Source organism: Pseudonocardia lutea (assembly GCF_042658055.1).
Lineage (GTDB): Bacteria > Actinomycetota > Actinomycetes > Mycobacteriales > Pseudonocardiaceae > Pseudonocardia > Pseudonocardia lutea.
In genome coordinates this window covers 41,569-52,649 of record NZ_JBHSQK010000028.1, presented here as the reverse complement: position 1 = coordinate 52,649, position 11,081 = coordinate 41,569, and the positions used below count along the sequence as shown (strand labels likewise).

Below are 11,081 nucleotides of genomic sequence, written 5' to 3'. Positions count from 1 at the left end.
CCTGCCGCCGATCCCCGACCCGGGCGCCGCGCTCCCGGTCGATCCGGCGCTGCCCGTCGACGCCCCGGCGGTGCCCGCCCTGCCGGCCGACCCGGCCCTGCCCGCGGTCCCCGAACCGGCCCTCCCGCCGGTGCCCGAGCCCGCGGCCGCGGCGGCTCCCGCCGTACCCCCGGCTCCCGCCGTGCCCCCGGCGCCCGCGCCGGGCGACGCGGCTCCGGCGGCCCCGGTGGGCTGATCCCCCGCGCGCGGCGCGCAGATCTCGCGGCCCGGTCGCCCGGCTCCTCGGCGACCGGGCCGCCGTCCCGCGCGGCCGTCACGGCAGTCCCGCCGGTCAGCGCGGTCTGCGCCGGTCAGCGCCGGTCTGCGCCGGTCAGCGCCGGTCAGCGCCGGTCAGCGCCGGTCAGCGCCGGTCAGCGTGATCATGATCGTCGCGGGGTGCCGCTGCGGTTGTCCGACCGACCCTGGCCCACCACTCGTGACGATCATGGGGAAGGTGCTCCCCAACCTGCGGACCCTTTGAGCCCAAAGCCCGACTCGCGATGCCAGAGCTCCCGACTCGCGGTGCCAGAACGCCCGACTCGCGGGAGGCGCCCTCGTCGGGCGGAGCTTCAGCTCACCGCCCGGGTGTCGGCGAAGCCGTTCTGCAGGGCGACCATGACCTCGTCCAGCAGGTCGCGGAGCTCGACGTCGTCCGAGCGGAGCCACTGCTCGTAGGCCGAGATCGCGGCACCGAGGCAGACGTGGCCGAGGGTGCGCGGGAGCAGGGCGGTGGCGGGCTGCCCCAGCCGCGCCCCCGCGTAGTCCGCCACCACCCGCCGCCACTCCGCGTACCGCAGCGTCGAGTGGGCCTGCAGCGTGGGCGTCTCGAGGATCAGCCGCAGGCGCTGCCGGTGCCAGGGCTGCTCCGACGGGGGGACGTCGTTGAAGTCGAGGACCGTGGCCCGGATGCCCTCCATCACCGGGACGTCTGCGGGCAGCGCGGCGAACCGCTCCCGCATCCGCTCGAGCATCTCGTCGAAGGCGCCCCACGGGACGTCGTTCTTCGAGGCGTAGTAGCGGAAGAAGGTCCGCCGGCCGATCCCGGCCGCGTGCGCGACGTCGTCGACCGTCGTCGTGTCGAAGCCGCGCTCGGTGAACAGGTCCAGGGCGATGTGCTCGATCTCCGAGCGGCTCGTCACCGGCCGGCGCCCGGCGCGGCGCGGCCCCACCCCGTGATCGTCAGCGACAGCGGACATCGGCCCTTCCTCCGCCCGGGGACGCCGGGCTAACGTCGGTGAGACCGGGCTCACCCGCGGCGCCCGTCGTCGAGGTCATCGTACGACCGGGTGCCGCCGTGATCACCGGGGCGCAACGCGACCGAACGTCTAACAATCGGTCGACAGTCGGCGACGAAGCCGGGAGGAGCACACGTTGGGCAAGCTGGAGGGCAAGGTCGCCCTGGTGACCGGAGCCGCGCGCGGGCAGGGCCGCAGCCACGCGGTCCGGCTCGCCGAGGAGGGCGCGGACATCATCGCCGTCGACATCTGTGCGCAGGTGGACACGGTCGCCTACCCCATGTCGACCCGGGCGGACCTGGACGAGACGGTCGCGGAGGTCGAGAAGCTGGACCGCCGGATCGTGGCCCACGTGGCCGACGTCCGGGACGAGAAGGCACTGAACGCGGCGGTGGCGGACGGCGTCGCGGCACTGGGCGGGGTCGACATCGTGCTGGCCAACGCCGGCATCGCGTCGATCGGCACGGCCGAGGACGGCAACGAGGCCGCCGTGTTCCGCACGCTGATCGACATCAACCTCACCGGCGTCTGGAACACGGTCCACGCCGCCGCGCCGACGATGATCGAGCAGGGCCGGGGCGGCGCGATCGTGCTGACCAGCTCCACCCAGGGCCTCACCGGCCGGGGCGGCGACGGCAGCGGGGCGATGGACGGGTACTGCGCGGCCAAGCACGGGGTCGTCGGGCTGATGCGGACCTTCGCGCACTGGCTGGCGCCGCACAACATCCGGGTCAACAGCATCCACCCGACGGGCGTGAACACGCCGATGATCGTGAACCCGGTGGTCGAGAAGTTCCTGGCCGAGTCCGCGGACGTCGGCGACGCCCTCGCGAACCTCATGGACGTGCCGGTGATCGAGGCGCGCGACGTCAGCAACGCGATCGCGTGGCTCGTCTCCGACGAGGGCCGCTACGTCACCGGCACCACCCTGCCCGTCGACGCCGGGTTCACGGTCCGATGAGCGGGCGGGTCGAGGGGAAGGTCGCGTTCGTCACCGGCGCCGCCCGCAACCAGGGCCGCAGCCACGCGCTGCGGCTGGCCCAGGAGGGCGCGGACATCATCGCCGTGGACATCTGCGAGCCCGTACCGAGCATCGAGATGTACCCGCCGGCGACCGAGGAGGACCTCGAGCAGACCGCGAAGCTGATCGAGGAGCTCGACCGCCGGGTGGTCACCACCAAGGTCGACGTCCGGGACTCCGCGGCGCTGCAGGCCGCGGTCGACGCCGGGGTCGCCGAGCTCGGGCGGCTGGACATCGTGTGCGCCAACGCGGGCGTGTTCGAGATCCAGCCGGCGCTCGAGCTCACAGACGCCGCCTGGCGCGAGATGATCGACATCAACCTGACGGGCGTCTGGAACACCTGCCGGGCGGCCCTGCCGCACCTGATCGAGGGCGGTCGCGGCGGGTCCATCGTGATCACCAGCTCCACCGCGGGGCTCAAGGGCACGCCCAACACGGTGCACTACACGGCGGCCAAGCACGGCGTCGTCGGGATCATGCGGACCCTCGCGAACGAGTTCGCCGCGCACTCGATCCGCTGCAACACCGTGCACCCGACGGGCGTCGACACGGTGATGATCCAGAACGAGAAGACCTGGGGACTGTTCGAGCCGGACAACCCCCACCCGACGCGGGAGTCCGCGGCCCCGATCTTCGAGTCGACGAACGCGCTGCCGGTGCCGTGGGTCGAGCCGATCGACATCTCCAACGCGATCCTCTTCCTCGCGTCGGACGAGGCCCGCTACATCACGGGGGTGACGCTGCCGGTCGATGCCGGCTACACCGTCAAGTAGGGAGACACGGCGGCCGGTAGGAGAAGGAGCCGGGGGCACGGCAACGCCGGCCGCCCCCGGCTCCCGGGCCGTGCACGGCCGGTGCCGGAACGATCACAGGGAGCGTCGGCGCGGGTAGCCCCGTGGTGCCGGTCCTGCCGCCCGGCCGTCGGATTCGGCCGCATCGCCGATACGCACCTGATTTTGTCGGGGGGACCGGGCACACTCTCGGGGGTGAGGCCGGACACTCCCACTCCGGCCCGTCGAGCCGAGGGGGGACCCGGGTCATGAGCGCGACGACGACCACGTCGGCCGCGGTGTCGAGGCCGCCGGACCGCGCGGAGCTGGAGGCGCAGCTCGAGCGCTTCCGCGCCGAGCTGACCGGTTACAGCTACCGCATGCTCGGCTCCTCGTTCGAGGCCGAGGACGCCGTGCAGGAGACGATGATCAGGGCCTGGAAGGCCCTGGACAAGTTCGACGGGCGCTCGTCACTGCGCTCGTGGGTGTACCGGATCGCCACGAACGTCTGCATCGACGCGCTGAACGGGCGCAAGCGCCGCGCCGTGCCGATGGACTTCGGCGGCCCGTCCGAGCCGAGGGCCGAGAACCTGCGCGAGCCGCTGCCGGACGACACGTGGCTCGAGCCGATGCCGGACGCACGGGTCACCCCGTCGGGCTCGGACCCGGCGGACACCGCGGTGGCGCGGGAGTCGATCCGGCTCGCGTTCGTCGCGGCGCTGCAGCACCTTCCCCCGCGCCAGCGGGTCGTGCTGATCCTGCGCGAGGTGCTGTGCTGGAAGGCCGCGGAGGTGGCCGAGCTGCTCGGCACCTCGGTGGCCTCGGTGAACAGCGCGCTGCAGCGGGCACGGGCCACCCTCGACGACCGCGGGATCGGCGGCGCCGAGGACGCGGCGGCGTCTCCGCCTCCCGAGGACCACGTGGAACTGCTCGCCAAGTACGTGGCGGCGTTCGAGAGCTACGACATGCAGACGCTCGTCGCACTGCTGCACGAGGACGCCGAGCAGAACATGCCGCCGCTCGAGCTCTGGCTCAAGGGCCGGGACGACATCCTGGCGTGGATGCTGGGCCCCGGCGCGGAGTGCCGCGGCTCGCGGATGCTGCCCACCTCGGCCAACGGCGCTCCGGCGTTCGGGCAGTACCGGCTGCACCCGGACGGCGTGCACCGGCCGTGGGGCCTGCAGGTGCTGCGGATCGAGGGCGATCGGATCGCCGGGATCAGCACGTTCCTCGACACCAGGTTGTTCGCTCTGTTCGGGCTGCCCGCGGAGCTCCCGCCCGGTTCCTGACCGTTTCCCGCCGTTTCCGCGAGGTCGACGAGAAACGGCGGGGAACGGCGCGGGAAAGGCGCCGAGAACGCGGGACGCACCGGACCCGGGAATCGGGTCCGGTGCGTCATCCCCGGTTGGACGCTGAGCGTCAGCGCTGCCAGATGCCCTGGACGTCGCCGGCGTCGCAGGAGGTGCTCTGCGGGGCGGCGTCGTTGGCGGCCTGGCCACCCAGGATGCCCAGCACGCTGAGGGCCGCGTCGACGTCCACGCCGCAGACGTTGACGTTCTTGAGCACCTCGGCGTCGTTCAGGGCGTTGACCGCGATCAGGCCGTTGGCGGACGAGCCGCCGTCGCTGATCAGGCCGATGTTCTTGATGTCCTTGTCGGCCTCGTGGTGGCCGTGGCCCTTGTCACCGGCGAACGCGAGCGGGGACACCGCAACGAGGCTCGCAGCGACGCCGACGGTGACGATCCCAGCCTTCTTCAGCACAGTGCTTCTCCTGTTACGTACGGGGATCCGGTTCGTGGACCCATCGTGTTTCAGCGTGTGACTTGGGGAGCCCCGCTGATGACGGAAAAGCTATCCGCCCCACGACCGAACTACCGAGCCGTCTACCACTATCGTGTGTATGGCATTACTTTCCGTCAGGATACTGGTCTCTTCGGGCACGGATGGCCGCGGATGTCAATCTCATCCATCCGAACGTCGTCACTCCTTGCAGTGAATCATGACCCGTTCGGCCGCATATCCTTTTGTTGTGTCACTCTTCGTGTTGACGTGTTCCCGACACGGGGGCGACCGCACCACGATCGGGTGCGCTCGACGGATCACGAACCCGCCGACTCGGCCGGTCGGCGCACCCGTCGTGAGCAGCTCGCAGTCACCGAGTGCGACCGGGGACACAGCCGTACCTCCGTCCTTCGCCCCGTGGGCTGCGGCCGCAGATCCGGCACGTCGGCTAGCGGGTTCGCCGGACCCGGCCGCGCGGCTTCCACACGGACAGCCCCGTGGCGAGCACGAGCAGGGTGACCGACACGGAGGGCGGCATGAACAGCCGCGGGACCTCGACGGCATCGGGCACCCCCGCCGCGAGGGCCCGGCCGTGCCGCCCGGCGTCGTCCAGACCGGGCCCCAGCAGCACCACGACCAGGGTCACGAGCACCAGGTTCAGCACCAGCTTGATCGCCACCCACCAGTACCGGACCAGCCCCCACCGCGTCACGAGCCCGAGCGCCACCCCGCTGAGCAGGCTCAGCACCGCCACCGTGAGGAGTGGCCAGAACAGCAGCGGCAGCACCTGGTGGCAGGCCGCGGTCCAGGACGGCTCGAGCATCGGCACGAACACCAGGACCGCGAGGGCGACGTCGAGCCCGATCCACGCCGCCGTCGCCACGACGTGCGCCACCAGCAGGGCGAGGCGCACCGCCCGGGGCACGGGCAGGCGGATCGGGTCGCGCACGGCGCGAGGGCGGGCGGTCACGGCGGTCATGTCCCCTCCTCGACCAGGATGTCCCGAGGGTCGCAGCGCCGGTGCACGGGCGAATCGGGCCCGGGAGGGCTGTGCCCGTACCGCATGGGACGCGTTGCGGCCGGAGGGTGTACTCCCCCGGGCGTAGGCGTGCGCGGTGGACCGCGGGAGATCAGGTGTCGGACGCGGCCCGGCGGGCTCGCCAGTTCTCCACCTTGCGCCGCGCCAGCCCGTGGGCCTCGGCGATCAGGTCGTCGAGCAGGCCGGTGGTCCGCGAGCCCGGAACGAGCACGCAGATCCAGTGTCGCCCGGCGTAGATCGGGTGCGGCAGGAACTCGTCGAGGGCGGTGAGGTCGGCGCCGAACGCCAGCTGTGCGTAGCGCGCCTTCGACACCCCGAGGTTGAGCCGGAAGACGCCGGGCCGGTCGAGGTCCGAGACGTCGTCGTACCGGTCGCCGGTCACGATCGTGGCGAAGGGCTGCTTGCGCTCGTCGGGCAGGTCGCCGTGCGGGTCGTGGACGAAGAACAGGTCTCCGGCCGCCTCCAGCACCACCGCGCCCGGACAGCCGGCGAGGATGCGCCGGCGCAGCTCGTCGATGTCCATGCCTTCGACCATGTCATTGAAGTGCGGGTTGAGACTCGAACAGAGGACCGGACACGACACCGCCGGCCCGGCAGACTGGGCCATGACGGCGTCGGCGCGCCCGGCGCCTCCCCTGCTCGCGATCCCCGCCGGCCGGATCGCGCTGCGTGACGAGGGCACCCGCACGATCTGGCAGGTGGAGGTGCCGGCCCTCCGGCTCGCGCCCGTCCCGGTGACCGTAGGGGAGTACCACGACGGTGACAGCCGGCTGCCGGTCACCGAAGTCTCCTGGTTCGACGCGCTCCGCTTCTGCAACGCCCGGTCGGCGGCCGAAGGTCTCCACCCCTGCTCCACCCTCGGCAGCGACCCGGACGGACTGGACGTCGAGTGGGACCGGTCGGCCACGGGCTACCGGCTGCCCACCGAGGCCGAGTGGGAGCTCGCCTGCCGGGCCGGCAGCACGGACGTGCGCCCGGGCGGGCTCGACGACATCGCCTGGTACCGCGCCAACTCCGGCGGGCACCCGCACGAGGTCGGCACACGCGCCGCGAACGCGTGGGGCCTGCACGACATGATCGGCAACGTCTGGGAGTGGCCCTGGGACCGGTTCGACACCGAGGTCTACGGGCCCTACCGCGTGTTCCGGGGCGGCGGGAGGTTCGACCCGCCCCGGGCCTGCCGCGCCTCCTGCCGCCGCAAGAGCCACCCGACGCTCCGGATCGACGACCTCGGCTTCCGCCTCGCCCGCTCGGCCTGACCGGCCCTCGGTGCGACGGAGCGGACGATCACCGATCGTGGACACCGACGGTCGATTTCCGACCGGCCCGGTCCACGACCGGTGATCTCGATCGGCTCGCCCTCGGCTCCTCCGCCAGACCGTCTTCCACCTCAGGTCCGCGAAGCACGGCCCCCGGGTGGCCTCCGAGACCGTGATGTCGTTGTGCCCGGCCTTCCACTCGAGCATCGTGCCGATCGTCAGCGCGACCGGACCCTCGCTCCACCCGCCTGCGATCCGCGTCTCAGCCGCTTCGATCGCTGCAGGGTGGATCGGGGACTTCGAGGTCGAGAACAAGGGAGGCGGCACTGTGCGCTTCGGCATCTCGTCCCGACCTGGCAGCCGCAGGACTCCTCGGATGACACCGGTGCCGCAGCGACTGCGACAGCTGAGCGATTTCGGGAGAGCCAGGCTGAGAGAAGTGCCTGGTGAGAAGGTGTGGCCAGGGGCGGGGTCGAACCGCCGACCTTCCGCTTTTCAGGCGGACGCTCGTACCAACTGAGCTACCTGGCCCTGGCTCCGGAGAACCGAGAGAGTGGAGCGACCCAGACGGGACTCGAACCCGCGACCTTCGCCGTGACAGGGCGACGCGCTAACCAACTGCGCCACTGGGCCTTGCTGTTGTCACCGTACCCCCAACGGGATTCGAACCCGCGCTGCCGCCTTGAAAGGGCGGAGTCCTAGGCCGCTAGACGATGGGGGCTCGGATCACCACTGGTGTTCCTCGACCTCCAACGGCTGTCCGTTGGGAGCGAGGAAAGCATATGACACGCCCTCACGCGGCCCCAAATCGCCCCCCTCTTACCGCGTTCCCGCAGGTCACACCGTGTGCGGTGGCGCCGATCGGGACCGTTCGGCCCGGTCGGGCCGCAGTGTGACCTGCGGTACACCTCTCAGCGGCAGACCGGCGGCGGCAGGTCCGGGTTGGCGGACACCAGCCCGAGCATGTCGAGCAGCAGCCGGAGATCGTCCGGGTCCTGCGAGTTCTCGGCGACCACGAGCCGGGCGCGGTGCACCTCGTCGTCGGAGACCCGGTAGGCGTCTGCCGCGTTGCGCGGGCCGGGGATCGCCCCGGAGGTCCGGTCCTCGCCGCTGCCGGCGACCCCGTTCGCGACCCCGCCGACCGAACTGCCCCTCACGCTGTCGATCCCGCTCAACGACGTCTCCCCTTCGGTCGCGACCCTGGCGACCCGGGGCGACCCCAGGGCGGAGACGGGCACGACCGAGCGCGCGGTCGCCGATCCCCCGACCGGCGCCGCGTCCCGTGACCGGCGTACACCCTGCGGCCACCCCCGTGGCCGTGGCCGGAACGTTACCCATCCGAGACCCGCCTCGCATGCCCCTTCCCGGGTGAGGACGACGACGGTGCGTCACACGATCGCCACGGTGCGAACACCGCCGCCCCAGGGACGCTCGTACCCCCTCGGGGTATAGTCGTCCCCGAGAGCGACATCACGGGCGACCCAGGGAGGAACGCGATGCCCGGTTACTCCGACGCCCGCGAGGCCCATCTGCGCCGGCTGCGCCGCATCGAGGGCCAGATCCGCGGCCTGCAACGCATGGTGGACGACGACGTGTACTGCATCGACGTCCTCACCCAGGTCTCCGCGGCGACCCGGGCGCTGCAGTCCTTCGCTCTCGAGCTGCTCTCCGAGCACATGGCGGGATGCGTCGTCGACGCCGCCCGCAACGACCCCGAGGAGGGCGCGGCGAAGGTGAAGGAGGCCGCCGACGCCATCGCCCGCCTCGTCAAGTCCTGACCACCCGCGCACCCGAGAGGCTCCCCACCCATGAGCGTCGAGACCCCGTTCCGCACCACCGTCACGGTCGTCGGCATGACCTGCGGACACTGCACCAGTTCGGTGCAGGAGGAGGTCGGCGAGGTCGCCGGCGTCCGTTCGGTCGAGGTCGACCTGGCCAGCGGCGCCGTCACCGTGACCGCCGACCGCGAGATCGGCCGCGACGAGATCGAGGCCGCGGTCGTCGAGGCCGGCTACTCGCTGGCCTGAGCCCGCCCCACCGCGACGGCACCCTCGTTCGGGGGTGCCGTTCGTGCGTCCGGGTGACGGCGCGCGGTTACCCTCCCCGCATGGCAGGCTTCCGGGAACGACGCCCGTCGCGCCACGGCGCGCCCGCCCGCAGGGCCGACGGGCTCGAGCAGCACGACCCGGAGCTCGACTCCTACCTCGCCGCCCTCGCGCGCGACGCCGCACCGGGTGCCACCGAGACGACCGGCCGCTTCGGCACCGCGCAGGTCTTCCAGCTCCGGTTGCCGGCGCTGCGCATCGAGCAGCTCCGCCGGGTGGCCGAGGAGCGCGGGATCTCGCCCGGCGCGCTGGCCACCGAGTGGGTGCTCGAACGCCTCGAGCAGGAGGACGCGCCGACCGGGCCGATGCCGGTCACCGCGGCCGAGGCCGGCCGGAGGGCCCAGCTCCGCCTGCGTCGGCGCCGCTGACCCGCTCCCGCACCCCGCGGGGACCCGGCTCCGCCTCTCGGCCCGGACCTCGACGCCGAGCTCGAGCCGGACCGGAGGCGAACCTGGGCCCCTCGCTCAGCGCGGCGCCGACACCAGCACCTTCGCCGCGTCGCCCTCGGCCAGGCACGGGCTGCCGGTGAGCCGCGTCGGCTCCACGGCGTCCGCGAGCGCCCGGTATCCGGCCGCGGAGAGGTGCAGGCCGTCGCCGGAGTCGAACGCCGGCGCGAGCCGGCCGGGATCGGCCGGGTCGGCCACCGCGGCCGCGAAGTCGAACACGCCGTCGGCGTGCGCCGGCCCCTCCGTCCGGATCCACCGGTTGACCGCCTCCCGCTGCACCACCGCGAAGGGCGCGCCGTGCGGACCCGCGGTGGAGGGCGTGATCGTGGTGAGGAAGATCCGGCGCCCGTCGGCGCGCACCCGGTCGGCGTAGGCGATCAGCCCGGTGACGATCTCCCCGGCGTCGCGACCGGCGGCGAGGTCGTTGGTCCCGATGTGCAGGACGACGTCGGCGGCGCCCGGGACCGAGGCGACGTCCGCCGGGTAGCGGGCCGCCGGGGCCTCCCCGGTCCCGCCACCGAGCAGCTGGTTCGCCGAGATGCCGGCGTTGAGCACGGGCATGGCGAGCCCGCCGGTCAGCCGCCCGGCCAGCGCGTCGGACCACCGGTCGTCGCGGTCGGGGTCGCTGCCGACGCCGTCGGTGATCGAGTCGCCGACCAGGACAACGGCGTTCTCGGCGCGGGGCGCCAGGACGTCGACGCCGGTGAGCACGAACCACGAGGAGACCGCGCGGCGGAACGGGTCCGGCTCGGCCGAGTCGGTGACGTCCCCCGGCCCGGACACGTACGAGGTCTGCAGGGCGACCGGGTGCACGGCGACCTGGTCCGGCTCCGCCGGCAGGTACAGGCTGATCGCGAGCGGGGTGCCGCGCTGGGCGACGAAGGCCACCGGGTCGCTGGTGAGCTCCTGCCCCGGCGGCACGACGACGGCCGGCGCGCCCGCGAAGAGGACCGGCCGCACGGTGCCGGGCACGAGGGCGGCGCCGGAGCCGGCCTCGGCCGCGGACGCGGCGTCGATCCGCAGGGGCTGGGTGCCGAACCGGTTGGACACCCGGATCCGCAGCCCGGAGCCGGTGGCCTGCGGCCGCACCACCATGCGCAGCGTGCGCCCGGCCAGGTCGGCGGGCTGACCGGCCTGCGGGCTGGTCCGCCACGCCGCGACCCAGGCGGGACCGCACGGCACCGGCGCGCCCGCGTGCTCGGCGCCGGACGCGCCCGTCGACCCGAGCGGCAGCAGCGCGACGGCCAGGCCGAACACGGCCGCGGCCGCCACCAGGCCCGCCGCCAGTCCCCGACCACCCCGGAACCGGTGCAGAGCGTCCACCTACACCCCTTCGCCGATCACGGATCACCCGACCGGGGCGTGCCGGCGGGGCGTTCTCCTCA

At 73.0% G+C, this 11,081-nt stretch carries 14 protein-coding genes and 3 tRNA genes; 8 read left to right on the top strand and 9 right to left on the bottom strand.

Going from position 1 to position 11,081, the window contains the following annotated elements; genetic code table 11:
• A partial coding sequence (locus ACFQH9_RS13295; protein WP_379566335.1) for a hypothetical protein occupies window positions 1–235 on the top strand: 235 nt, incomplete at its 5' end.
• A 373-nt stretch (window positions 236–608) separates the two neighbouring features.
• Here ACFQH9_RS13295 and mftR read toward each other — a convergent pair.
• Window positions 609–1,235 (bottom strand): mycofactocin system transcriptional regulator, encoded by a 627-nt coding sequence (gene mftR / locus ACFQH9_RS13290; protein WP_379566334.1) that lies wholly within the window; start codon window positions 1,233–1,235, stop codon window positions 609–611.
• Window positions 1,236–1,410: 175 nt separating this feature from the next.
• Here mftR and ACFQH9_RS13285 point away from each other — a divergent pair, with 175 nt between their 5' ends.
• The 3 genes from ACFQH9_RS13285 (at window position 1,411) to ACFQH9_RS13275 (ending at window position 4,354) form a co-directional block, all read left to right on the top strand.
• Complete coding sequence (locus tag ACFQH9_RS13285) at window positions 1,411–2,235, top strand: mycofactocin-coupled SDR family oxidoreductase (protein ID WP_379566333.1); 825 nt, start codon at window positions 1,411–1,413, stop codon at window positions 2,233–2,235.
• Window positions 2,232–3,068, top strand: a complete 837-nt coding sequence (locus tag ACFQH9_RS13280; RefSeq protein ID WP_379566332.1) for a mycofactocin-coupled SDR family oxidoreductase — start codon at window positions 2,232–2,234, stop codon at window positions 3,066–3,068. The genes ACFQH9_RS13285 and ACFQH9_RS13280 overlap by 4 nt, the downstream gene beginning before the upstream one ends.
• A 266-nt stretch (window positions 3,069–3,334) precedes the next feature.
• Window positions 3,335–4,354: a sigma-70 family RNA polymerase sigma factor gene (locus tag ACFQH9_RS13275; protein WP_379566331.1), complete on the top strand. Its 1,020-nt coding sequence runs from the start codon at window positions 3,335–3,337 to the stop codon at window positions 4,352–4,354.
• A 130-nt stretch (window positions 4,355–4,484) separates the two neighbouring features.
• Here the strand turns inward: ACFQH9_RS13275 and ACFQH9_RS13270 are convergent, their stop codons facing one another.
• The 3 genes from ACFQH9_RS13270 to ACFQH9_RS13260 form a co-directional block, all read right to left on the bottom strand.
• Window positions 4,485–4,826 (bottom strand): hypothetical protein, encoded by a 342-nt coding sequence (locus tag ACFQH9_RS13270; RefSeq protein ID WP_379566330.1) that lies wholly within the window; start codon window positions 4,824–4,826, stop codon window positions 4,485–4,487.
• A 469-nt stretch (window positions 4,827–5,295) separates the two neighbouring features.
• A complete protein-coding gene (locus ACFQH9_RS13265; protein WP_379566329.1) occupies window positions 5,296–5,826 on the bottom strand; it encodes a hypothetical protein in 531 nt (176 codons plus the stop codon).
• Window positions 5,827–5,977: 151 nt separating this feature from the next.
• Window positions 5,978–6,409: a DUF6194 family protein gene (locus tag ACFQH9_RS13260; RefSeq protein ID WP_379566328.1), complete on the bottom strand. Its 432-nt coding sequence runs from the start codon at window positions 6,407–6,409 to the stop codon at window positions 5,978–5,980.
• Window positions 6,410–6,491: 82 nt separating this feature from the next.
• Between ACFQH9_RS13260 and ACFQH9_RS13255 the strand changes: the two genes are divergently transcribed.
• A complete protein-coding gene (locus ACFQH9_RS13255; RefSeq protein WP_379566327.1) occupies window positions 6,492–7,145 on the top strand; it encodes a formylglycine-generating enzyme family protein in 654 nt (217 codons plus the stop codon).
• A 457-nt stretch (window positions 7,146–7,602) separates the two neighbouring features.
• Here the strand turns inward: ACFQH9_RS13255 and ACFQH9_RS13250 are convergent.
• The 4 genes from ACFQH9_RS13250 to ACFQH9_RS13235 form a co-directional block, all read right to left on the bottom strand.
• Window positions 7,603–7,676, bottom strand: a tRNA-Phe gene (locus ACFQH9_RS13250).
• A gap of 28 nt (window positions 7,677–7,704) precedes the next feature.
• A tRNA-Asp gene (locus ACFQH9_RS13245) sits at window positions 7,705–7,778 on the bottom strand.
• A gap of 15 nt (window positions 7,779–7,793) precedes the next feature.
• Window positions 7,794–7,866 (bottom strand) — tRNA-Glu (locus tag ACFQH9_RS13240).
• 190 nt (window positions 7,867–8,056) lie between these two features.
• Window positions 8,057–8,302 (bottom strand): hypothetical protein, encoded by a 246-nt coding sequence (locus ACFQH9_RS13235; RefSeq protein ID WP_379566326.1) that lies wholly within the window; start codon window positions 8,300–8,302, stop codon window positions 8,057–8,059.
• Window positions 8,303–8,641: 339 nt separating this feature from the next.
• On the opposite strand from ACFQH9_RS13235, the gene ACFQH9_RS13230 reads away from it, so the two are divergent.
• The 3 genes from ACFQH9_RS13230 to ACFQH9_RS13220 all read left to right on the top strand — a co-directional run bounded on the left by ACFQH9_RS13230 (window position 8,642) and on the right by ACFQH9_RS13220 (window position 9,618).
• Entirely contained in the window at window positions 8,642–8,923 is a 282-nt protein-coding gene (locus ACFQH9_RS13230; RefSeq protein WP_037051449.1) for a metal-sensitive transcriptional regulator, read from the top strand.
• Window positions 8,924–8,953: 30 nt separating this feature from the next.
• Window positions 8,954–9,172, top strand: coding sequence for a heavy-metal-associated domain-containing protein (locus ACFQH9_RS13225; RefSeq protein ID WP_379566325.1), 219 nt, complete (start codon window positions 8,954–8,956; stop codon window positions 9,170–9,172).
• An 80-nt stretch (window positions 9,173–9,252) separates the two neighbouring features.
• Window positions 9,253–9,618, top strand: a complete 366-nt coding sequence (locus ACFQH9_RS13220; RefSeq protein WP_379566324.1) for a hypothetical protein — start codon at window positions 9,253–9,255, stop codon at window positions 9,616–9,618.
• Between the two features lie 96 nt (window positions 9,619–9,714).
• Here the strand turns inward: ACFQH9_RS13220 and ACFQH9_RS13215 are convergent, their stop codons facing one another.
• Window positions 9,715–11,019: a GDSL-type esterase/lipase family protein gene (locus ACFQH9_RS13215; RefSeq protein WP_379566323.1), complete on the bottom strand. Its 1,305-nt coding sequence runs from the start codon at window positions 11,017–11,019 to the stop codon at window positions 9,715–9,717.
• Window positions 11,020–11,081 lie beyond the last annotated feature (62 nt).